General features: G+C 66.9%; 20 protein-coding genes. 5 read left to right on the top strand and 15 right to left on the bottom strand.

Features of this window, described 5'->3' with window-relative positions; genetic code table 11:
* Window positions 1-40: 40 nt before the first annotated feature.
* Complete coding sequence (locus G0Q01_RS22600; protein WP_164197948.1) at window positions 41-841, bottom strand: class I SAM-dependent methyltransferase; 801 nt, start codon at window positions 839-841, stop codon at window positions 41-43.
* Window positions 842-985: 144 nt separating this feature from the next.
* Window positions 986-2,137, bottom strand: coding sequence for an acyl-CoA dehydrogenase family protein (locus tag G0Q01_RS22595; protein WP_164197949.1), 1,152 nt, complete (start codon window positions 2,135-2,137; stop codon window positions 986-988).
* An 85-nt stretch (window positions 2,138-2,222) separates the two neighbouring features.
* Here G0Q01_RS22595 and G0Q01_RS22590 point away from each other — a divergent pair, with 85 nt between their 5' ends.
* Window positions 2,223-2,927, top strand: coding sequence for a helix-turn-helix domain-containing protein (locus G0Q01_RS22590; RefSeq protein WP_235940343.1), 705 nt, complete (start codon window positions 2,223-2,225; stop codon window positions 2,925-2,927).
* A 58-nt stretch (window positions 2,928-2,985) separates the two neighbouring features.
* On the opposite strand, the gene G0Q01_RS22585 is transcribed toward G0Q01_RS22590, so the two are convergent.
* Together G0Q01_RS22585 and G0Q01_RS22580 are read right to left on the bottom strand one after the other, a co-directional pair.
* Window positions 2,986-4,380 (bottom strand): tannase/feruloyl esterase family alpha/beta hydrolase, encoded by a 1,395-nt coding sequence (locus tag G0Q01_RS22585; protein ID WP_164197951.1) that lies wholly within the window; start codon window positions 4,378-4,380, stop codon window positions 2,986-2,988.
* 99 nt (window positions 4,381-4,479) lie between these two features.
* The gene (locus G0Q01_RS22580) at window positions 4,480-5,121 is read right to left on the bottom strand and encodes a TetR/AcrR family transcriptional regulator (RefSeq protein WP_164197953.1); all 642 of its coding nucleotides are present in this window, start codon (window positions 5,119-5,121) and stop codon (window positions 4,480-4,482) included.
* A 197-nt stretch (window positions 5,122-5,318) separates the two neighbouring features.
* Between G0Q01_RS22580 and G0Q01_RS22575 the strand changes: the two genes are divergently transcribed.
* The gene (locus G0Q01_RS22575) at window positions 5,319-7,355 is read left to right on the top strand and encodes an NADH:flavin oxidoreductase (RefSeq protein ID WP_164213891.1); all 2,037 of its coding nucleotides are present in this window, start codon (window positions 5,319-5,321) and stop codon (window positions 7,353-7,355) included.
* 251 nt (window positions 7,356-7,606) lie between these two features.
* Here the strand turns inward: G0Q01_RS22575 and G0Q01_RS22570 are convergent, their stop codons facing one another.
* The 4 genes from G0Q01_RS22570 to G0Q01_RS22555 form a co-directional block, all read right to left on the bottom strand.
* Entirely contained in the window at window positions 7,607-8,902 is a 1,296-nt protein-coding gene (locus tag G0Q01_RS22570; protein ID WP_164197956.1) for an SLC13 family permease, read from the bottom strand.
* Between the two features lie 27 nt (window positions 8,903-8,929).
* Complete coding sequence (locus G0Q01_RS22565) at window positions 8,930-9,751, bottom strand: amidohydrolase (protein ID WP_164197958.1); 822 nt, start codon at window positions 9,749-9,751, stop codon at window positions 8,930-8,932.
* A 160-nt stretch (window positions 9,752-9,911) separates the two neighbouring features.
* Window positions 9,912-10,643, bottom strand: a complete 732-nt coding sequence (locus G0Q01_RS22560; RefSeq protein WP_164197959.1) for a GntR family transcriptional regulator — start codon at window positions 10,641-10,643, stop codon at window positions 9,912-9,914.
* A gap of 267 nt (window positions 10,644-10,910) precedes the next feature.
* Window positions 10,911-12,398 carry an amidohydrolase family protein gene (locus G0Q01_RS22555; RefSeq protein WP_164213890.1) on the bottom strand — a complete coding sequence of 496 codons (1,488 nt, stop codon included), beginning with the start codon at window positions 12,396-12,398 and terminating at the stop codon, window positions 10,911-10,913.
* An 83-nt stretch (window positions 12,399-12,481) separates the two neighbouring features.
* Between G0Q01_RS22555 and G0Q01_RS22550 the strand changes: the two genes are divergently transcribed.
* Window positions 12,482-12,874, top strand: a complete 393-nt coding sequence (locus G0Q01_RS22550; protein ID WP_164213889.1) for a helix-turn-helix domain-containing protein — start codon at window positions 12,482-12,484, stop codon at window positions 12,872-12,874.
* Window positions 12,875-12,976: 102 nt separating this feature from the next.
* Here G0Q01_RS22550 and G0Q01_RS22545 read toward each other — a convergent pair whose 3' ends face one another.
* Both G0Q01_RS22545 and G0Q01_RS22540 read right to left on the bottom strand, forming a co-directional pair.
* Window positions 12,977-13,135, bottom strand: a complete 159-nt coding sequence (locus G0Q01_RS22545; RefSeq protein ID WP_164213888.1) for a hypothetical protein — start codon at window positions 13,133-13,135, stop codon at window positions 12,977-12,979.
* 117 nt (window positions 13,136-13,252) lie between these two features.
* On the bottom strand, window positions 13,253-13,891 hold the full coding sequence (locus G0Q01_RS22540; protein WP_235940342.1) for a MarR family winged helix-turn-helix transcriptional regulator: 639 nt from the start codon (window positions 13,889-13,891) through the stop codon (window positions 13,253-13,255).
* Between the two features lie 24 nt (window positions 13,892-13,915).
* Here G0Q01_RS22540 and G0Q01_RS22535 point away from each other — a divergent pair, with 24 nt between their 5' ends.
* Both G0Q01_RS22535 and G0Q01_RS22530 read left to right on the top strand, forming a co-directional pair.
* Window positions 13,916-15,106, top strand: coding sequence for a hypothetical protein (locus tag G0Q01_RS22535; protein WP_164197965.1), 1,191 nt, complete (start codon window positions 13,916-13,918; stop codon window positions 15,104-15,106).
* A complete protein-coding gene (locus G0Q01_RS22530) occupies window positions 15,106-16,341 on the top strand; it encodes a Zn-dependent hydrolase (protein ID WP_164197967.1) in 1,236 nt (411 codons plus the stop codon). Before G0Q01_RS22535 ends, G0Q01_RS22530 begins: the two co-directional genes overlap by 1 nt.
* A 109-nt stretch (window positions 16,342-16,450) precedes the next feature.
* Here G0Q01_RS22530 and G0Q01_RS22525 read toward each other — a convergent pair whose 3' ends face one another.
* From G0Q01_RS22525 to G0Q01_RS22505, 5 genes are read right to left on the bottom strand one after another with little or no spacing between them, the layout of a single operon-like run.
* Window positions 16,451-17,458 (bottom strand): zinc-binding dehydrogenase, encoded by a 1,008-nt coding sequence (locus G0Q01_RS22525; protein WP_164197969.1) that lies wholly within the window; start codon window positions 17,456-17,458, stop codon window positions 16,451-16,453.
* A gap of 32 nt (window positions 17,459-17,490) precedes the next feature.
* The gene (locus G0Q01_RS22520; RefSeq protein ID WP_164197971.1) at window positions 17,491-18,270 is read right to left on the bottom strand and encodes an SDR family NAD(P)-dependent oxidoreductase; all 780 of its coding nucleotides are present in this window, start codon (window positions 18,268-18,270) and stop codon (window positions 17,491-17,493) included.
* A gap of 5 nt (window positions 18,271-18,275) precedes the next feature.
* Window positions 18,276-18,773, bottom strand: coding sequence for a 2,4'-dihydroxyacetophenone dioxygenase family protein (locus tag G0Q01_RS22515; protein WP_235940341.1), 498 nt, complete (start codon window positions 18,771-18,773; stop codon window positions 18,276-18,278).
* Window positions 18,773-20,302, bottom strand: a complete 1,530-nt coding sequence (locus tag G0Q01_RS22510; protein WP_164213887.1) for a tripartite tricarboxylate transporter permease — start codon at window positions 20,300-20,302, stop codon at window positions 18,773-18,775. Before G0Q01_RS22510 ends, G0Q01_RS22515 begins: the two co-directional genes overlap by 1 nt.
* A 10-nt stretch (window positions 20,303-20,312) precedes the next feature.
* Entirely contained in the window at window positions 20,313-20,795 is a 483-nt protein-coding gene (locus G0Q01_RS22505; RefSeq protein ID WP_164197975.1) for a tripartite tricarboxylate transporter TctB family protein, read from the bottom strand.

Here is a 20,795-nt window from a genome sequence, read left to right as displayed (position 1 = left end):
GCGAGTCCATGATTTTGATCAAGGTCTTGCGGCACTCACCTCAGGGTTTCACTTCGGCTGTGGCAAAGACCGCTGGCGCCTCGAAGGACACAGTGCCGTCGGCGTTGCGATACTGGCCGAGCCTTGTCTCCGCCGCTGCCTTGAGAGCCGTCATGATCTCCGGCGTTGCCATGCTGGCCAGCGTCCAGCCGCCGATTTCCGTGTCGAGCCAGGCCTCGAGCGAGCTGTGGCGGATCTGCCCGGTCTTGTGGATGCGCTGCGCGGCGCCGAGCCCCGCCTCGTCGAGCAGGGCCGCGAGCTCCGCCGGATCGCCGAGGCAGAAAGGCGCCTTGAGCGCCTCCGCCGCCTCCTCGCCCATGATCTCGCCAAGCAGGGGAATGAGATCGCGGTAGCCCGGCGACTCCTCCCAGGCATCGAAGACCGAGACCGCCACATGCCCGCCCGGATGGCAGACCCGCCGCATCTCGCGCAGCGCCTGCACGCGGTCCTCGAAGAACATCAGCGCGAACTGGCAGGTCACCGCGTCGAAGGCATTGTCGTCGAAGGGCAGCGCCTCGGCCGGCGCGCGCTGAAAGTTCACATGCGGCTCCAGCTCACGGGCCACCGTCAGCATGCCCTCGTTGATGTCCACCGCGCTCACGCTCGCGCCGCGCTTGAGCGCCGCCCGGGCCACGACGCCGGTGCCCGTCGCCACATCGAGTACCCGGCCGCCGCCCCGGATGCCCGCCGCCTCGACCAGCCAAGGGGCAAATTGCCCGAAGAGCGCCGGAACGAAGAACGATTCGTAGACCCGCGCCGCCTCTGCCGTGATCTGGCCCGTGGCAGCGTCTTGCTTTTCCATGCCCATCGCCTCCTCCTGTCGTCAGAGCATAGATGCGGCGCAGTATAGCACAGGCGCTCTGCCGCCGGGCAGCGCGCGGCGCCCCCGGGGAGGTGTCCGGAGGGCGCCGCGGCCCGTCAACGCCGCGAGGGGCTGGGAGGCGGTTCAGAAGATCTCGTCGATCGACTGACCGAGCGCGAGGGCGCCGACGTATTCAGACTGTATCTCCTTTTGCAGCGGGTGGTAGCGCGCGGCCTGGATGTCGCGGAACAGCCGCTCGAGTTCCGCCTTGCGGTAGAAGCCCGCGCCGCCCGCCAGTTCCATGGCCAGTTCGACCGTGCGGATCGCGTTCTCCTCGACCAGCCGGCGGCCGGTCATCACCTGCCCGACCGTCTTGGCGCCGGGCGTGTTCAACTCGCAGGTCGCGACCATGTGCGCGTGGGCGAGCCGCGCGCTGCAGAGCGCTGTCTCCATCCGCCCGGCACGGTCGCGCAGCAGGCGCGAGGCCGGGCGCCGCGTGGCGATCTCCACCGCGAGATCCCGCGCCCGCTCGGCGACGCCGAGGTAGACCGCGTAGATGATCGGAAAAGCGATCGTGCCCAGCATGAAGAAAATTGGGTGCCACCTGCCCTGCGGACGTTTCACAGCAACTTTTTCGGCGGGCACGAAGAGCCCCTCGATCATCACGTCGTGGCTGCCCGTGCCGCGCATCCCCAGCGTGTGCCAAGTGTCGAGCACCGAGACCTCGGGTGCCGCCATGGGGCATGGGAAGTGCAGGATCGTGCCGCCCTCTTCGGGTGAGATCGCGCTGGTCATCAGCAGATCCCCGGCTGGCGCGCCCGAGACGAACATCTTGCGGGCGGTGATCCGGTAGCCGCCCTCGACCGGTTCGGCCTTGCCCGATCCACCGATCCAGTCGCCGCCGCCGGAGGAGAGCAGCACGAGCTTCTCGGCAGCGATCCTTTTCAGCAACGGCTCGGTCTTGTCCCGCGTCGCTTGCTGGTGGTGCCAGCGCCAGGCGGGAAAGGCGACCTGGTGGGTGTGCATCGACAGCGCCAGCGCGGTGGACGAGCATCCATGCGCCACGCGGCGCAGCATGTCGCAGAGGGCGCGGACATCGGCGCCGCCACCACCCAGTTCTGCCGGAACGCCCGCGTCGATGAGCCCGGCCTCCTTGGCCCTGCGGTAGTTCTCGGCAACGAAGCTGTCGTCATCGTCGCGGGCCATGGCGTGCTTGCCGCAGCTGGCCGCGAAGTCCTCGGCGATGGCGGTGAAGTCCCGCGTCGCCGGGCGGTCGAGGGTCTCGATCTCGGTCATCTCGTGGTCCTTTCATTCCCTGTCGTCCCACGAGCATGACAGAGTCGACACAGAGCGATAGTTCAGGAAATGAATCGGCTCGTGTATGATCCTTCGCATGGAGATCACCAACCTCTATGGGCAGTTTTGCCCGATCTCGATGGCGTCCGAGGTCTTCTGCACGCGCTGGACGCCGCTTGTCGTGCGCGAACTGCTCTGCGGATCGACCCGCTTCAACGACATCCGCAAGGGCGTTCCGAAGATGTCGCCCAGCCTTTTGTCCAAACGTCTCAAGGAATTGGAGTTGGCCGGGGTGATCCGCACGGTGCAGACAGATCGCGGCACACAGGAATACCAGCTCACCCCGGCGGGTGAGGACCTGCGCCCGATCGTGATGGGCATCGGCAACTGGGGGCAGCGCTGGGTCGAGTCGCGCCTGTCGCTGCGCAACCTCGACCCATCGCTTCTCATGTGGGACATCCGCCGGAATTTCGACCCGGATCCGCGCCCCGACCGGCGCTGCACGATTCAGTTTCTGTACCCGGAAATCGGGGAAAACCTGCGCGACTGGTGGCTCGTCGTGGGCACCGACGACACCGACCTGTGCAAATTTGACCCCGGCTACGAGGTCGACATCCTCGTGACGGCCGACCTGCGGGCGATGACCTCGGTCTGGATGGGCCTGTCCCGGCTGCCCGACGAGATCGACGCGGGGCATATCCAGATCGACGCCGTGCCGGAGTTGGAAACCCGCCTGAAAACCTGGCTGAAACTCAGCGTCTTCGCGCCGCAGCACCGCATGGTGGACTGAGCGCGGCAGAGAGGAGCCTCCTGCCCGGGCCGAGGACGCGGGGCAGGAGGCGGAAGGGTCACTCGACCATGATTGAGCTCGGCGCGGTGCCCTCGTTCATCCAGGCCTCCAGCGGGGTCATCGGATCGAGCGAGGACCAGTTCACCCCGTTCGGACCGGGCAGGATGCCGCAATGATCGAGCCCCGGTACCATGAAGAGCTTCACGTTCTCGTTCAGCGCGGTCTCGCCACCGGCAAGTTCCGCCGCTTGGTCGTACCACTCCATGGTCTTGTAGGGTGTCACGATGGAATCCGCCCAGCCGTGGTAGACGATCATCTTTCCGCCCGCCGCGCGGAAGGCCGAGAGATCCGGGGTGTCGCCGTTATAGACCGAAGCCGCCGTCGCCATGCGCGCCGGATCGGCCTCGAAATCGAAGGACAGCGGCGAGTAGTCGGTGCCCGGATCGTCGGCAAAGGCCATGTGGCGGGTGAAGCCCCCCGCAAAGCCCGAGACCAGCTTTCCGGCGCCCTCGGCGTTGCCGGTCAGCCAGAGCCACCAGAAGGGTTCCGACCCCTCGGGAATGCCGCCCGGGTAGAGCTGCTCGCCCGCCGCGTTGCGCGGACCCTCGCGCCATTTCGCCAACGTGTCGAGTTGCTGGTTGCTGAGGCCGAGGCCGGAGTAATCGACCTCGCAGGCGCGTGGATCTTCGATCACCCCGTCTTCGGTGCCATCCGCGCCGTCGCATTGCTGCATCACCGCCGCGCCGATGGTCGCGGCCTCGTCAGGCCCGAGGATCTGGCTGCCGTCCTCGGCGGTATTGGCCTGAAGCGTCCAAGACATCGCCGTGCCGACGAGCCCGGTGTAATCCATCGCCGGAGCCCCCGAGATGATCCCGTCGAACATCTCGGGATAGCGCTGCGCCGCCACATGCGCCATGCGCCCGCCGGTCGAGCAGCCCTGGAAAATCGCCTGGCTCGAGGGCGCGCCGTAGAAGGCATCGATCATCACCTGCGCGATCCGGTTGGTCTCGCCGATCGAGCGCCAGCCCCAATCGCGCTCGGCGTTGGGGTTGTCCTGCGCCCAGGTCGCCTCGGTGACGGCGAGCGCGTGGTGGCCGCTGTCCGACGTGGCGGTGGCATAGCCGCGCTCGAGCCCCGGGCGCATGGCGTTGACCCAGGACTCGCCACCATCGGCCCGCCCGAGGATGCCGCAGAAGCCGCCGCAGCCCGCCTGGTAGAACTTGCCGTTCCAGCCCGAGAGCGGCAGGCGCACTTCGATGGAAATGGCGGGCAGGGCGGTGGCCCGCACCTCGCAATACTGCGGCAGGCCCTCGGGGCTCATCACCCGGGCCGAGGTGACATGGCCGCCGTCGAAGACCGTGTCGCGCAGCGCGCTGCACTCCTCGGGCGTCTGATCGGCATAGGCGTAGGACGCGCTTGCCAGAAGGGCCAGCGTGATGGCGGTCAGCTTCATGGATATCCTCCCAAATTCTCCCTTGAGTAGAATTGCCCTGCGAAGAGAACCGCTCAAGAATTTTATGCCATGACGCAGCGTCCGCGCTGATCTTGGCGATCAGCGTGGAAACTCCGGGTTCAGGCCGAGCCGGGCCTTGAAGCGCGCCATTTCCTCGTCGGTGGGGTAGCGGCTGGTGTAGACCTGCACGTAGTCGGGAAAGCGCGCGAGCCGCGTCTCAAGCGTCTCCTCGAGCTGCAGGGCGATATAGCCCATCTGCACGAGGTAGATGGTCCAGGCCCGCACATCCGCATCCGGCTCGGAATGCCCCCAGCGCTGCAGCAGCTCCTTGAGCGCGCGCCGGCGCTGCTCGTCCGCCTCGTGCACCTTCGGCAACACCGCCGGGTCCTGTCGGCCCCAGGCGCGTACGGCGCTGTCGAGCCGCGCGTTAAAGCCTTCGTCCGAAAGGAAGATGCTCACGAGGTTCAGCATCGCCTCGGTCTCGGTCGCGGCATACTCGCGGCTCGCGGTGAGCAGGGGGCGAGTCGTCACCGCCTCCCAATGGGCGAGAAGCGCCTCGAGCAGGGCCTCGCGGTCCTTGAAGAACCAGTAGAAACTGGTGCGCGAAAGGCCGAGCTTCTTCGCCAGCGGCAGGATCTTCACCGCGTCGATTCCGCCCTCGATCAACGCCTCGGTGGCCGCGCCGAGCCAGAGCTCGCGCGAGCCCCGCCAGCCGCGTTCGGGTGAAATCTCGTTGTTCATGAGGCGTGTTTAGCAGGGTGCCGCCGGACTGTCCAAGAAACTGTATACCTCTGTCTATTTTGCGTGCATCCGCGACAGGTTTTTCGAGATGGCGGTGGAGCTGGGCCATAAAATGTTCGATGATGATTTTTAAATTGACACATGTGAACATTATGTCTTGAGATGCCCGTGACGCATCCCCTGCCCAGAGGTCTCCGATGACGAACGATCCGCTCCTTCAGCCGTATCAGCTCAAGCACCTGACCCTGCGCAACAGGATCATGATCACCAGCCACGAGCCGGCATATCCCGAGGACGGTCTGCCCAAGGAGCGCTACCGCGCCTACCATGTGGAGCGGGCGAAGGCGGGTGTGGCGATGACCATGACCGCCGGATCGGCCAGCATCTCCAAAGACAGCCCGCCGGTGTTCAACAACATCCTCGCCTGGAAGGACGAAGTGGTGCCGTGGATGAAACAGCTCGTCGACGAATGCCACGATCATGGCGCGGCGGTGATGATCCAGCTCTCGCACCTTGGCCGCCGGACCCGCTGGGACAAGGCGGACTGGCTGCCCGTGGTCGCGCCCGGATTTGACCGCGAACCTGCACACCGCGCCGCGCCGAAGCTGATCGAGGATTGGGACATGGCCCGGATCATCGGCGATTTCGCCGATGCCGCCGAGCGGATGCAGGCCGCGGGGGTCGACGGCATCGAGCTCGAGGCCTACGGCCATCTGCTCGAACAGTTCTGGTCGGAGCAGACCAACGACCTCGGTGGCGACTACGGCGGCAGCCTCGACAACCGCATGCGCTTCACCATGGACGTGCTGCGCGCGATCCGGGCGCGCTGCGGCGAGGCCTTCATCGTCGGCCTGCGCTACACGGGTGATCAATGCCTGCCGGGCGGGCTGACTGCGGACGAGGGCATCGAGCTCAGCCGCAAGCTGAAGCAGAGCGGGCTGGTCGATTTCCTCAACGTCGTGCGCGGCCATATCGACACCGACGCGGGGCTGACCGACTTGATTCCGATCCAGGGCATGCGCAACGCGCCGCACCTCGATTTCGCCGGGGAGATCCGCAAGGCGACGGATTTCCCAACCTTCCATGCCGCCAAGATCCCCGATGTCGCCACCGCGCGCCACGCCATCGCCTCGGGCAAGCTCGACATGGTCGGCATGGTCCGCGCGCATATGGCGGACCCGCACCTTGTGCGAAAGGTCATCGAGGGTCGCGAAGAGGATATCCGGCCCTGCGTGGGGGCAAACTATTGCCTCGACCGCATCTACCAGGGCGGCATGGCGCTCTGCCTGCACAACCCGTCCACCGGGCGCGAACTGGAGCAGCCGCATGCCATCGCCAAGGCCCAGACCCGAAAGCGCGTCACCGTTGTCGGCGCCGGGCCGGGCGGGCTCGAGGCTGCCCGGGTCGCTGCCGAACGCGGCCATGACGTAACCGTTTTCGAGGCCGCCGACCAACCGGGCGGGCAAATCCGCCTGACCGCGCTGCAGCCGCGACGCCGCGAGATGATCTCGATCATCGATTGGCGCTACCAGCAATGCCTGAAGATGGGCGTGCGGTTCGAGTTCAACACCTATGCCGAGGCGGAGGATGTCCTCGGCAGCGCCCCCGACGCGGTGATCCTCGCGACCGGCGGGCTGCCGCACACCGAGGTTCTGACCGCTGGCAACGAGCTGGTTGTCTCGGCCTGGGACATCCTGTCGGGCGACGTCAAACCCGGCCAGACCGTGCTGGTCTTCGACGAGGCGGGCGATCACGCAGGGCTCATGGCGGCCGACCTGATCTCGGAGGCCGGCGCGCAGGTCGAGATCGTCAGCTGGGACCGCAACCTCGCGGCCGAGGTCATGTCGATGAACCTCGTGCCCTACATGCGCAACCTGCAGATGCGCGACACGACCTTCACCGTCACATGGCGGCTGGAGTCGGTCGAGCGTGATGGCAACCAGCTGCGGGCCACGCTCGGCAGCGACTACGGCGCGGCCAAGCGCAGCCGTCTGGTCGACCAGGTGGTTGTGAACGCCGGCACGCGGCCGCTGGACGAGCTTTACTTCGCGCTGAAACCGCAAAGCTCGAACCTGGGAGAGGTGGACTACGACGCGCTCATCGACGGCAGACCGCAGGCGCTGGCGCCCAATGCCGGCGGGAGCTTCCGGCTGTTCCGGATCGGCGACGCGATCTCGAGCCGCAACACCCACGCGGCGATTTACGACGCGCTCCGCCTCGTGCGGCATCTCTAGCCACCGGAGACGCCGCGCTGGCTGCACTTGCATCGCTCCCGGTTGCCTTACTTCGAGGGGTTCGTGCGTCGAGGCCGGTCTCTTTCGGCTCCCCAAATCGACCGGCAGGCGTGCCTCTCTCTCCCGTGGCGGTCCGCGGTCCTGGCCAGCCATGATCTGCCGGTTGGGGTCGGGGCGACCGACGCGATCTCCGGCTTTAAGGTCCAGGCGCGGCTTTCCTTTGCCCGCGCGCTGGACCTCGCCGCCCGAGCTCAGGTTAGGAAGGTCAGCGTCAGGTTCGTCAGCATTGCCGCGACGAAGCCGAGCGGCGCGGCGCGCAGCAGCAGCCGGGTGAAAAGGCTGTGGCGCAGCTCGGCATCCGGCGCCGAGCCAAGGATCAGGCTGCCGCCCGAGGAGAAGGGCGAAATCGATGTCGCCTGCGCGCCGACCACGATGGCGGTGAACATCAGCATCGGGCTCAGGCCCAGCTGCGCCGCGAGTGCCGGCACCATGGGAAAGAGCGCCGGCGTCACCACCCCCAGCGTCGAGGCGAAGAGCGACATGATCGCGGCCACCACGCCGAAGCTCAGCGGCACCAGCACGGGCGGGATCGTGCCGCCGATCCAGGCCGCGAGCTGGTCGATGGTGCCGGCCTTGATGGCCACGGCGATCAGCATGCCCATGCCGCAGATCATGATCAGCGTCGGCCAGGGAAGCGACGCGATGGCCTTGCGCTCGTCGCCGAGCTTCAGCATCAGCGCGATGACCGAGAACACGCTGGCGATAAGGCCGATGTCGATCTTCGAGTTGATGAAGGCGGCGGTCTCGTTTCCGGGCAGGGCCAGATGCGCGAGCGGCGCGGCCAGCACGATCGCCATCATCGCCAGCGTCAGCCAGAGCGTCTGGCGCTGCTTGGGTTCGAGCGGCGCGGGCTTGTCGATCTGCATCTCGCCCTGCAGCCCGCGGTGTTTGCCCGTCACGAGGAGCATCAGCGTGATCACCACCACCGGCAGCAGGAAGGTCGCGGCGAAGATCGCGACGCTGTTGACGAAGGCGGTGTTGGCATCGATCCCGGCGTTGGTCATCAGCCCGCGGAAGATGATGCCGGACTGGCTCGACATGAAGTTGGCGCCGCCGAGCGCGCCGTAGTTCACCGCCATGCCGCCGAGAATGAGGTCCATGCCGGTGCGCCGGCAGAGCAGCAGGGTGATCGGCGCCATGAAGGCCAACACGGTGTAATAGCCCGCGCCCATCGCCGCGATCACCGTCGCCGTCATGAAGACCGCGTAAGGCAGCAGCCAGGGGGCGCCGCGGCAGGCATAGAGGAGGTGGCCCGCCAGCTTCTCGAGCGTGCCGTTGACCATGGCGAAGCTGTAGAAGAGACACACCGAGAAGATCACGAAGAAGATCTTCAGCGGCCACATGGCGATGATCTCGGAGGGCTTCAGACCCATCAGGAAGGCACCGATGAGATAGGCGAAGGCAATGGCGAAAAGCCCGATGTTGATACGGGTCTTGTAGCCGAGGATGATGGCCAGAACGATGGCCAGCACGGTGATGAGACTCATGGTGTCCTCCCTTGTCTCGGGGCGGTGTCAGGTGAAGCGGAAGAGCGCCGCCGGATTTTCGACCAGCACGCGGCGCCGATCGTCCGGATCGGGGAGCAACTGCTCGAGGCGCGCGACCTGCTGGGCATAGCTGGCGGCCGTCTCATGCTGGGTGTGCGGCCAGTCGCTGCCCCAGACGAAGCGGCTCAAGCCGTCGCAGGCGGCGCGCAGATGTGCGAGCGAGGCAGAAGCCCGCGCCGCGTCCTGACCGCTGCGATAGGGGGCCGAGAGCTTGACCCAGGCATTGGGCGTCTGCCGCAGCATGTCGAGTGTGGCGGCATGGGCGGGGTTCGCGGCGTCGATTCCGCCCTGCGGCAGGCCGAAGTGGTCGATCATCACGGCGCAGCCGGCGCGTGAGATGGCGGGAAGAAGCTGCGCGAAGTCCTCGAAGGCGCGCTGGATCTCCACCTGCCAGCCGATTTCGGCAAGGCGGTGGAAAAAGCGCTGCCATTCTCGGCTGGTGTAGTCCTCGAGGTACTTGCCGACGAGGTTGAGCCGCGCCCCGACGAAGCCCTGCGCATTCATCTCGGCCAGCCTGCGTTCCGCGACCGCCGGGTCGAGCACGGCGATGCCGCGCAGCCGCTGCGGATACGCCGCGAGGGCCTCGGCGAGCAGATGGTTGTCGGTGCCGTAGAAGCTTGGCTGGACCAGCACTCCGTGACTGACACCCGCGCGCTCCATGTGCCCCAGCCAGGCCTCGACGGTCGCCGTGTAGCTCGGTGCATAGCGGCGTCCGGGCGCCATCAGCGCGCGCGGGTCAAAGATATGCGCATGGGTGTCGATGCCGGAGAGCGGGGGGCTGGAGGTCATGCCGGGTCCTTCTGTTCGTGGGGCAAGACGTCCCGGCCCCGCTCCTGCAAGGGAGGGGAGGGCTCCGTGGAGGGGGCCGGGAAATCGGGCGAGCGCGGAGTGGTCGCGCTCGAGCCCTATGGGGAGGTCCGGCGCGTGGCGTGCCGGGCCAGGATCGGGATCAGCCGATGCGACTTCGGTAGCGGAAGCTGCGCGCCGGCCCCATGGCGCGGCGCCACTCGATCGCGCTGCCGTCAAGGGCGAAGGCCGTGCGCTCGATCACCGCGACGAACTCGCCGGCGGCAAGGCGCAGGCGCTTGGAAATGGCGGCGGGGGGCTTGGCAAAGCTCACCTCGTCCTCGGCATGGGCGACAAAGACGCCGAAACGCTCAAGGTAATAGGGGTAGAGCAGCGGCCCGATCTCGGCCTCGGCAACCATCTCGATGCCGTCGAAGCGCGCGCGGGGCAGCCAGATCTCCTCGGTCAGGATCGGCGTGTCCTGCAGCAGGCGCAGGCGGTCGATGCGGATGCAGTCGCCCGAGCCCAGCACGGCGGCAATCTCGGCGGGCGCGTTCTGCACGCTGCGGGCAATCAGCCGGCTCACCGGGATGCTCTGGGCGCGGTCTTCGCCCTGCAGCGCGAAGAAACGGAACAGCGTCGGCTCAAACGCGGGTTTGCGCAGGAAGGTGCCGGCGCCCTGGCGGCGCTCGAGCAGCCCCTCGGAGACCAGCTGCTGCAGCGCCTTGCGCACGGTGCCGACCGAAAAGCCAGAATCGCGGGCAAGCGCGTTTTCAGAGGGCAGGGCGTCTTCGGTCGACCATTCGCCGGCGGCGATGCGCGCGGCGATCCGGTCGCGCAGGCGCAGGTAGGCCGGCAGGCGGCTGTCTTCTTCCAGTCGGTCCAGTGATGACATTGCGGTCTCCTTCCCTCGGCACTGAGTAGTCGTGTGCAGAGGGTGAGTCAACCACTTCTATATAGAAGTGGAGGACGTGTCTGTCTTCAATTTGTCCGGGAGCCTGCACCCGCGCGCCAGACCCCGGGCCAAAGGTCTCGGGCGCATCCATGGTCCCCGGCTCAACTGCCCCATAGAACGCTTTCCGGAAGTCGGCCCAACCTTCCGATCCGCGGTGAACGGCGGCGATGATTCAATCGCCGCCGCCGTGCCTTGCGCGTCAGACGCTCAGTCGAAAAGCGCGTGTTCGACGCCAGCGGCCTCGAACAGGTAATCCCGGGAGCGGGTGATCTGATCGCGCAGGGCAGGAACGTCGAAACCGACCATCTCGCCCTTCCACTTCTTGATCTGCCCAGCGACAAGCACGGTCTCGACGTTCGATCGCTCCATCAGGGTCACCACCGCCCCCGGTGCATTGTTCAGCGGCGCGACGTTCAGGGCCTCGGCATCCAGCAAGAGGATGTCGGCTTCCTTGCCCGGGGTCAGACTGCCCACCTTGTGATCAAGCCAGAGGTCCTTGGCGCCATTGATCGTGGCGAATTCCAGCACGTCCCGCGCGGTCAGCAGAGTCGGGGCCGTCTCGTCTCCGTCCAGCGCGGCCTGATTTGCGAAGGCGCGCTGAAGCGTCATGGCGCTGCGCATCTGGGTGAAGAAGTCGGCGGTCATGGTGCATTCGACGTCCACCGACAGGGACGGCGCGATGCCCATGTCGAGCGCCTTCTGGATCGGCGGCATGCCGTGGCGCATCTGCATCTCGATCGGCACCGAAAGCGACACATGTGCGCCGACCTCGCGGGTGCGCTCCCAGGCGGCGTCGCTCATCCCGGTCATGTGGATGAACAGATGTCGGTCGGTGAAATGCGGGATGAGCCGGTCCATCGTCTCGCGCATGCCGAGGCTGCCGACCACATGCAGCGCGATAGGCAGATCGAGCTCCTGCCCCAGCGTCCACAGATCCAGCGGATCGACATGCGGCAGATAGGCCTCGCCCCCCATGACCATCGTCAGCAGCTGATCGTCCGAGCTGAAATACGCGTCGCGGATGCGCCGCGCGTCCTGCGGATACTGCGCATCGGCGCCCTGACCTTCGAAGTAGCCGAAGACGCCCCGGCGCCCCGCCTCGCGCAGCCCCCTGATCGCCGCGTCGGAATGGGCGGGAGAATGGTGGATTTGCGAGACATCGTGGACCGTGGTGACCCCGGCGTCGAGCTGACTGATGCCACCAAAAAGCTCGGAAATGTAGACATCTTCCGGGCGATAGGCCGGGGCAAACTTCCCGAGAATGTCGTCGAGGTAGTTCGGGGCGCCGTCGCGGTCCGGCGTGGCATACATAATCCCGTTCGGCAGGAAAGACCGCAGCGCCGTCTCGAACTGGTGGTGATGCGTGTCGATGAAGCCGGGCATGACGATCCTGCCTTCAGCCTCGATCACCGCGGCATCGGGCGCCTCGATGCGCGGCGCGATCTCGACGATCCGGCTGCCTTCGAGCAGTACGTCTCCCCGCTCGAAGTCCCCCACCTGCGGGTCCATGCTCATGACGTGGCCGCCGCGGATCAGCGTGCGGCACCCTTGCGCGCCGACACCCTCGGGAAGCGTCTGTGCGGCGGCGGGGCTGGACAGGAAGGCCGGCAATACGGCGGCCGACGCTGCGCTGGCAGTGGCAAGCTTGAGGAAGGAGCGCCGGTTCGGGCGGGCAGAGCGGCAAAGGTCACACATCTATTATTCTCCTGGTGTGCGGTTACTCTTTGTACGTTAGAATGGATAGGGATGCGAAAATAACGGCACAAGGAGGCACGTTCGTGAAGCTAGGGCACATGTCTGTACCCGGGGATTGCAACCGGATCTCGCCGATCCTCTCGCAGGTTGGCAACAAGTGGGCGGCGCTGACGGTGCTGGTCCTGTCGGAGAAACCCAAGCGCTACAATCAGTTGCGCCGTGAAATCGAGACGATTTCGCAACGCATGCTGACCGTCACGCTGCGCGCATTGGAACGCGACGGGCTCGTCCAGCGAGAGGTCTTCGCCGACAAGACGCCCCCGCAGGTCGAGTACAGGCTGACACCCCTGGGCGAGACCCTGGTCGGGCCGCTCTTTGCGCTCTGCGAATGGTCGGCGCTGAACTGCGACGACATTGAACGGAACCAAGCCGCTTATGACATGGCGCAGACGCCCAAGGCCAAGGTGGCAGGATGAAACCTATGAGGGGGGGCGTCAGCGGAGGTCAGGCAAAAAGCCCTCCTGCAGGTCTCGCGCGCTGTGCCATTCGTATCGGTGCCGTCCGGCATGCCGCCGTTTTCACCCATCGCTGGCAAGCGCCGGAAGCGTCTCGACCCTATAGTCGATCCAGGTCCGGGCGCGCGCGATGCGGCGGCGCGCGGGATGGGGTACCGTGTGGCTGACGCCAAACCCGGTCGGGGGATGGTCGAGCGTCACCTCCACCACCTGTCCCGCCACGCGTGCGGATCGATCCCAACCGCGACCCGTCGGACCAGCAGCCGGACGCAGGGGATCAGCTCCTGTGCGTCGAGAGGGCCCGGCGCCATATCGGCCCAGCTTCGCGGGCCCCCACCTTCAGGCATCGTCGGGTGACAGCGCCTCGGAGATTGAAAGACCACCACCGAGGATCAGCTTGCGGCACAGTTCCAGGAACTGATCGCGCTCTTCCTGTGACAGCACGCTGAAGATCTCTTCCTGGCGCTTCAGGACCTGCGTCTCGATCCCTTCAAGCACGCGCCGCCCTTCATCGGTCGGGTAGAGCAGTCGGGCCCGCGTGTCCTCGTCGCTGGTCTCGACGGTGATCCAGCCACGTTCGCGCAACATCGAGACCGCGCGGCTGACCGAATTCTGCGGTCGCGGGAACAGCAGCGGGATGTCCTTCGCGAGCAGGCCGGGAAATCGCACCACCGCGTAAAGCGCCGACCAAGCATGCACCGGCATGCGGTAGGTCTTCTCGAAGAACCGGTTGGACACCTGGTTGTTCGCAAGGACGATGTGGCTCACCGCCATCAGATAGCGCAGATCGGACGTGAAGGTCTCGCGCAGGATGTCGTGGGTTTCGTATCGCAAGCTGTCCTCGCCGTGGCGGTGTCGAAAGGTCTCCGTGGTACCCAGCGCCCCACGAGGTTGCAATATTTCGCGGCGGCATACCGAAACATAGCACAGCTTGCAAATTACATCCACTTGGATGTAACGATCCGTCAACCGTTGCATTTCAAGATTCCAAGCGAGACCCGAATGCCCCAACTTGCCGCCTTTGCCGTGCTGACGTTGATCCTCTTCGTCGGCGACGTCGCTGCCACGAGAACCCGCTCGCGGCTGCCGTCGATCTTCGTCTGCGCCGTCCTGTTCCTTGTCGGCTACTGGACGTTCTTCCCCGCCGATATCGTGCAGGTCGCCGGGTTCGGAACGCCGGTCGTCTACCTGTCGATGTTCCTGCTGATCACCAATATGGGCACGCTGCTCTCGCTCAAGGAACTGAGGCGGCAGTGGCGCACGGTGGTCATCGCGCTCCTCGGGATCGCCGGGATCGCCGCCATGCTGTTCACCGTCGGGCGGCTCTTCCTCGATTTCGAAACCCTCGTCGTCGTGACACCGCCGCTGACCGGTGGGGTGGTCTCGTCGCTGATCATGTCCGAGGCCGCGTCCAAGGCGGGCTTCGAGAGCCTCGCGGTGCTCGCCATCCTGATCTATGTCATGCAGGGCTTCATCGGCTACCCGCTGACGTCGTGGATGCTCCAGCGTGAGGGACGCCGCGTGCTGGGCCTCTACCGCAGCGGCAAATGGGCCGGCGCGGCCAAGGTGACACAGGTCGAGAGCGCGCAGGGCGCCGCGGTGCCCGCGCTGTTCCGCAACCTGCCGGCAGAATACAACACCGTCTACTTCAAGCTGTTCCGGCTGGGCCTCGTCGCCTTCCTTGCTTGGGGCGTGTCCGAGCTGGTGAAGCCCTATTTCGAGATCAGCCCCTTCGTGCTGTGCCTCGTGGCGGGGGTCATCGCCGCCTCGGTCGGCTTCCTCGAGCGCCAGCCGCTGCAGCTCGCGAACTCCTTCGGCTTCGTGATCATGGTGCTGATGCTGTTCATCCTCGGCGGGCTGAACCGCGCGACGCCCGAGATGCTGCTCGATCTCGCGGGCCCGATGTTCGGCGCGATCCTCATCGGCATCGCCGGCATGTACGTTTTCTCCTTCATCGCCGGAAAGCTGCTGGGCAGCACGCCAGCGATGGCCTTCGCCTGCTCGCTGACCGCGCTTTACGGCTTCCCCGCCGACTACGTGATCACCAACGAGGTGGTGAACGCGCTGTCCGACCAGGAAGACGAACGCGAGGTGCTCTCCGCCCACATGCTGCCGCCGATGCTGGTCGCCGGTTTCGTCACGGTGACCATCGTCTCGGTGCTGTTGGCCGGTATCTTCGCGGGGCTGCTGTGATGGCGCTGCACGTCAGCGAGGGGCGCATCCGCGAGATGATCGAGGCGGTGGCCGCCTTCACCGCCACCCCGGGCCGCGGTACCACCCGGCTGACCTACAGCGCGCAGCACCGCGCGGCGCTGGATTACCTCGCGGGCCGGATGCAGGAGGCGGGACTGAGTACGCGGATTGACAGCGTCGGCAATCTCGTCGGGCGGCTCGAGGGGGGCGATCCGTCGCTTGCCCCGGTGCTGGTCGGCTCGCATATCGACAGCGTGCCCAACGGCGGCGCCTTCGACGGGCCCGCCGGGGTCGTCGCGGCGATCGAAACGGCGTTCTGCATGCAGCAGCTTGGCGTGACGCCGCGCCGCCCGCTCGAAGTGATCGCGATGATCGAGGAGGAGGGCGGCCGCTTCGGCGGCGGCCTGCTCGGCTCGCGCATCTTGACCGGCCAGCTCGGCCCGGAGGCGCTCGCGCCCATGTGCGACAGCGAAGGTGTCTCCCTTGGCGAGGCGATGTCGGGGTTCGGTCTCGCGCTGCAGGAGGCGGGGGCCGCTGCGATCCCCGAGGGAGGCATCCACGCCTTTCTCGAGCTGCACATCGAGCAGGGACCGGTGCTTGAACAGACCGGTGACGCCGTGGGCATCGTGACCTCGATCGTGGCGCTGTCGCAGCTCGAGGTGCGGATTGCCGGTGCCGCGGGACATGCCGGCACCACTCCGATGGCCGGCCGCCGCGACGCGCTCGTGGCCGCGGCCGGGGTCATCGCCGAGCTGCCGGGCCTCTGCGCGGCCATCGACCCCCGCGCGGTTGTCACGGTCGGCCAGATCGACGTGCATCCCGGCGGCGCCAACGTCATTCCCGAGACCGCCATCTTCAGCGTCGACGTGCGGGCCGACAGGGTCGGGACGGTCGACGAGATCAAGTCGGCGCTTCGCACAAGGCTCGCCTCGCTGGAGGCGGTCGGCTACGCGGTCGGGACCGAAGAGCTTCTCGCGGTGCCGGAAACCCCGATGTCGGAGGAGATCCGCGGCGCGCTGATCGCCGCAGCCGAGGACTGCGGTTTCGCCTGGCGCCCGATGCCGAGCGGCGCCGGGCATGACGCCATGGTCCTGTCGAAGATCGCTCCGGTCGGGCTGATTTTCGTGCCAAGCCGGGACGGCGTGTCACACACGCCCGAGGAATGGACCGACTACGACCAGCTGGCGCGCGGCGTCGAGGTGGTCTTCCGGGCCACGCGGGCGCTGACGGCCTGAGGCCGCGCCGGGCGTCGCGCTGGACAGGGTTGGCGAGGAACGCGGGACGTTGCCCGGAGGCATCTTCCCGCAGGCGCCTGTCTTGCAGGGGGATCTCGGACCCTCGGGGTCAGCCCCGGCAATCGACCAGCACCTTCACCATGCCGGCCTCTGGATCCGTGGCCAGCTCGAAGACATCGCCCGCGTCGCTGAGCGGCACGATCAGGGTGATCAGTTTCGCCAGCGGCGTCTCGAGCTGCGCAACAAGCGCCGTGGCGCGGCGGAATTCCTCACGCGTGTAGACCCGTGACCCGACGAGCCTCAGCTCCTTGAAGCTCATGTCGAGCAGCGCGACCGGGGTCGGGGCCTTGAACAGCGAAGCGAGGCAGATCGTGCCGCCGGTGCGCACGAGCCGCGTCATCTCGAGCGCCGCAGGCGCCGCGCCGGAGCATTCCACCAGCACGTCGGCGCCGTCGCCGTCGGTGGCCGCGGCCACCGCCGCGGCAAGTGTCTCCGCACGGGCATTCACGGGCTCGAACCCCAGTTCCTCGGCAAGTCGCAGCCGTCCCGGCGCGATGTCCGAGATGAGGATGCGCCCGGCGCCGGCGTGGCGCAACATCAACGCGGTGATGAGCCCGATCGGCCCCGCGCCGGTGACGACGCAGGTGTCGCCCATGGTGACCCCGGCTCGGTCCGCGACCCGCAGGCAGACCGCGACCGGCTCGATCAGCGCCGCGAGCTCGTCCGGGACATGGTCGGGAACCGGGACCAGTAGCTCGGGCGCGACGGTCATTTCCTCGGCCATGCCGCCGTCACAGTCGATGCCAAGAAGGCGCAGGTTGGCGCAGACATGCGGGCTGCCGGTCCGGCAGGGATGGCAGGCGCCGCAGGAGATCAGGGGGAAAGCGGTGACCCGCTGGCCCTTGGTGAATCCGGCGTGATCCTCGATCACCTCGCCGATGAACTCGTGACCAAGGATCAGCGGTGCCTGCGCACGCGGGTGGCTGCCCGCGTAGATGCCGATGTCCGTCCCGCAGACGCCGCAGTAGTGCAGCCGCAGACGGACCCCTTTGGTTTTGGGGCGAGGGACATCGCGCACGGCGACTGTCCGCGGCCCTTCATAGACCAGCGCCTTCATGTCTTCCTCCTGCTCAGCTTTCCAGGTCGCGATCAGGCGATCGCATAGCCGCCGTCGATGGGGATGACCGTGCCGGTCATGAACCCCGCCAGCGGGGTGGCGAGGAACATGGCGGGGCCCGCCAGATCGCCCGGCTCGCCCCAGCGGCCCATCGGCGTGCGTCCGAGAATGGTACGTGCGCGCGCCTCGTCGTCCTGAAGATCGGCGGTCAGCGGTGTGCGGATCCAGCCCGGAGCGATGGCATTCACCCGGACTCCGTCCTTGGCCCAGGCGATGGCGAGCGATTTGGTGAGCTGCGCAATGCCGCCCTTCGACGCCGAGTAGCCTGGCACCAGCCCGCCGCCGAAGAACGACAGCATCGAGGCGGTGTTGATCACACTGCCGCCCGTGCGCGCCAGCGCGTCATGCGCGGCATGGGCGCAACGCATCGAGCCGTTGAGGTTGACGTCGATGACCTGCTCGAAGACCGCGGGCTCGAGTTCAGCGCCGCGGCGGATCAGCCCGGCGCAGTTGACCAGCGTGTAAAGATCGGCCTGCGCGCCGATGACCTCGGTCACCGCTGCGCCGTCGCGCACGTCGAGCAGCTCAAAGCTCAGGGTCCCGCCGAGCCCGAGCTCTTTCGCCTTGGCGGTCGCCGCCGCGGCCTCTCTGTCGGTGAGCCCCGTCGCGGTGACCCGCGCCCCGGCCCGGGCGAATCCGAGCGCGATGCCGAAACCTATCCCCGAGGTGCCGCCGGTCACGAGGACCGAGCGGCCTTCGAGGAAAGGCGCCGCCCATTCGCCACCGAGGGTGGGGATGTCGCTTCTTTCCATCTTGGTCATCTGATGAACTGGTCGAGGTAGCTCGCGCCGAGCCCGACGTCTTCGTAGTGCTTGCGGCACATGTCGATCTTGGTGAACACGTCCTCGAAGCCGACGTGCTTGTTGTCCTCGTCGACGTAGTACATGCACCCTTGGATGTTGAAGAAGGTGATCATTTCTTCGCAATCCTCGGGCACGGTCAGGGTGTGGATCTCGCCCGGTGGTTCGAAGACGAAGGAGCCGGTCTCGGCCACCCAGTCATGCTCGAGGTAGTGCCAGCGGCCCTTGATCACGTAGCCGGTGACCGGGGCGGGGTGCAGGTGCTTGCTGAGCACGCCGGACTTGCGCACCCGCAGCAGGTTGCACCACTGCCCGGCCATCGTGTTGAGCAGGAGCGGGCGGAACCACACGTCCGGCGCCTGCGGCACCCAGACCCGTTCGTCCTCGGGGATTGCCATTTCGGCAATCTCGGGAACGGCGAGCGGATGGGTCGAGCCTTTCATTGAGGCATACATCAGGATTTCCCTTGTTTGGCGAGAGAGCTTCGGTCGGATCTGCCGCGCCCGGAGAGGCGGCGCAGCAGGGACACCGCCGGCGGTGCGAGCCAGACCAGCAGCGTGATCACGCCCAGTACCCCGGCGATGGGGCGTTCGAAGAAGGCGAGCAGGTTGCCATCCGCCTTGATCATGCTGGACATGAAATTCTCCTCCACGACCCGGCCGAGCACGAGGCCCAGCACCAGCGGCGCGGCGGGATAGTCATTCGCCTCCATGATCCAGACCAGCACGCCAACGGCGGCGAGCGTCCACAGATCGAAGAGCGAATTGTTCGTGGCAAAGGTGCCGAGGATGCAGAGCAGCAGGATCGAGGGATAGAGCTTGCCCATGCGCACGCCGAGCAGTTGCCGCCCGCCGATGATGGCCAAGAGGCCAAGCGGGATGATCAGTAGGTTCGCCAGCACGAAGACGATGTAGATCGCGTTGACGAGCTCGGGCGAGGTGATGAAGACCATCGGCCCCGGCTGGATGCCCTTGAGCACCAGCACGCCGACAACGATCGCGGTGATCGAGTCGCCGGGGATGCCGAAGACCAGCGCCGGCACGTAGCTTCCCGAGAGCGCCGCGTTGTTGGCCGAGGCGGCCCCGGCGATGGCCTCGGGCTCGCCCTTGCCGTAATTGTCGGCCTTCTTCGAGACCTTCTGGCTGATCGCGTAGGCGATCCAGGCGGCGATGTCGGCACCTGCACCGGGCAGCGCGCCGATCAGCGTGCCGATCAGGCTGCCGCGGGCCACCGCGCCCTTGTGGGTCCAGAGATTGCGGGGCTGTCCGCGCAAGATCGACAGCCCGGCCTTTGCGGGTTTCTGCGGGGTGACGAGCGGGTGCTGCGCCGAGCGCAGGATCTCGGCCACCGCGAAGGCGCCGATCATCACCGCGATCAGCGAAACCCCGGCCTGCAGGTCGATCAGCCCGAAGGTGTAGCGCGGCAGGCCGGTCGTCACGTCGAGGCCGATCATCGTCAGGAACAGGCCCAGCAGCAGCGACACCGTGCCCTTGAGACGGTCGCGCCCGGCGACCAGCGTGGCGCAGGACAGGCCGAGCAGCGCCAGCCAGAAATATTCGTAGGTCGAGAAAAGCAGCGCCACCTCGGCCAGTTGCGGTGCGGCGAGCACGAGAACCGCTGTGCCGATTAGCCCGCCGATCACCGCCACCATCATCGACGTGCCGAGCGCGAGATCCAGCCGACCCATGCGGTTCAGCGCATCGAGTTCGCGCATGTAGGCGGCCGAGGCCGGGGTGCCGGGGATGCGCAGCAGCGCCCCGGGAATGTCGCCGGCGAAGATCGACATGGCCGAACAGGAGACGATGGCGCCGATCGCCGCCACCGGCGAGAGGAAAAAGGTCACCGGCACCAGCAGCGCCGCCGCCATGGTCGCGCTGAGGCCCGGGGTCGCGCCGACGAAAAGGCCGAAGGCCGAGCCGAGCACGATCACTCCCAGCACGTCGAGGCTAAAGACCATGTGAAAGGCGGAAATCAGGACATCCATGCGGGTCGCTTCAGAACAGGGAGCCGGGGAAGGGCCCGGTGGGCAGGGGCACACGCATCACCTCGATGAAGAAGAGCGTGACCACGAGACAGACGGCGATAGAAACGACGGCGGCCGCAATCGGTCGCTCGTCCCAGAGCAGGGCGCTGACAAGGACCAGCACCACCGAGACCGGCAGCGAGCCGAGCACGGGCGCAAGCAGGCCATAGAGCACGATTGCCAGCGGGATGAAGAGGATCCGCGCCAGCCGCTTGGGGCTGCGCATCCAATCCTCGACCTCGGGGAGGAGCCGCACCTCGGCGCCCTGCATCCGTGCCGCGAGACTGCGCCCCGCGATCAGCAGGCCGAAGAGCACGAAGCCCGAGCCGACGATGCGCGGGAAGAGCCGCGGGGATGCGGCCCCCGCAGGTTCGGGAAAGCCCTGCGCCTGCAGGACCACGAAGATCCCGAGTATCGCGAAGCCAAGCCCGGTCCAGATATCCGGAAGCCGCAT

It is taken from the genome of Salipiger sp. PrR007 (genome assembly GCF_010499845.1).
Classification (GTDB): domain Bacteria; phylum Pseudomonadota; class Alphaproteobacteria; order Rhodobacterales; family Rhodobacteraceae; genus Salipiger; species Salipiger pacificus_A.
The sequence above is the reverse complement of the archived record's forward strand: the minus strand, read 5'-3'. Positions and strand labels throughout refer to the sequence as shown.

Coding starts and splice junctions, on each gene's coding strand:
- G0Q01_RS22560 (WP_164197959.1), bottom strand. CDS start 10,643: ATGTCATCACTGGACCGACTGGAAGAAGACAGCCGCCTGCCGGCCTAC.
- G0Q01_RS22515 (WP_235940341.1), bottom strand. CDS start 18,773: ATGTATGCCTCAATGAAAGGCTCGACCCATCCGCTCGCCGTTCCCGAG.
- G0Q01_RS22600 (WP_164197948.1), bottom strand. CDS start 841: ATGGAAAAGCAAGACGCTGCCACGGGCCAGATCACGGCAGAGGCGGCG.
- G0Q01_RS22525 (WP_164197969.1), bottom strand. CDS start 17,458: ATGAAGGCGCTGGTCTATGAAGGGCCGCGGACAGTCGCCGTGCGCGAT.
- G0Q01_RS22585 (WP_164197951.1), bottom strand. CDS start 4,380: ATGAAGCTGACCGCCATCACGCTGGCCCTTCTGGCAAGCGCGTCCTAC.
- G0Q01_RS22595 (WP_164197949.1), bottom strand. CDS start 2,137: ATGACCGAGATCGAGACCCTCGACCGCCCGGCGACGCGGGACTTCACC.
- G0Q01_RS22565 (WP_164197958.1), bottom strand. CDS start 9,751: ATGACCTCCAGCCCCCCGCTCTCCGGCATCGACACCCATGCGCATATC.
- G0Q01_RS22580 (WP_164197953.1), bottom strand. CDS start 5,121: ATGAACAACGAGATTTCACCCGAACGCGGCTGGCGGGGCTCGCGCGAG.
- G0Q01_RS22520 (WP_164197971.1), bottom strand. CDS start 18,270: ATGGAAAGAAGCGACATCCCCACCCTCGGTGGCGAATGGGCGGCGCCT.
- G0Q01_RS22530 (WP_164197967.1), top strand. CDS start 15,106: ATGGCGCTGCACGTCAGCGAGGGGCGCATCCGCGAGATGATCGAGGCG.
- G0Q01_RS22575 (WP_164213891.1), top strand. CDS start 5,319: ATGACGAACGATCCGCTCCTTCAGCCGTATCAGCTCAAGCACCTGACC.
- G0Q01_RS22535 (WP_164197965.1), top strand. CDS start 13,916: ATGCCCCAACTTGCCGCCTTTGCCGTGCTGACGTTGATCCTCTTCGTC.
- G0Q01_RS22555 (WP_164213890.1), bottom strand. CDS start 12,398: ATGTGTGACCTTTGCCGCTCTGCCCGCCCGAACCGGCGCTCCTTCCTC.
- G0Q01_RS22505 (WP_164197975.1), bottom strand. CDS start 20,795: ATGCGGCTTCCGGATATCTGGACCGGGCTTGGCTTCGCGATACTCGGG.
- G0Q01_RS22570 (WP_164197956.1), bottom strand. CDS start 8,902: ATGAGTCTCATCACCGTGCTGGCCATCGTTCTGGCCATCATCCTCGGC.
- G0Q01_RS22540 (WP_235940342.1), bottom strand. CDS start 13,891: ATGCAACGGTTGACGGATCGTTACATCCAAGTGGATGTAATTTGCAAG.
- G0Q01_RS22590 (WP_235940343.1), top strand. CDS start 2,223: ATGATCCTTCGCATGGAGATCACCAACCTCTATGGGCAGTTTTGCCCG.
- G0Q01_RS22510 (WP_164213887.1), bottom strand. CDS start 20,302: ATGGATGTCCTGATTTCCGCCTTTCACATGGTCTTTAGCCTCGACGTG.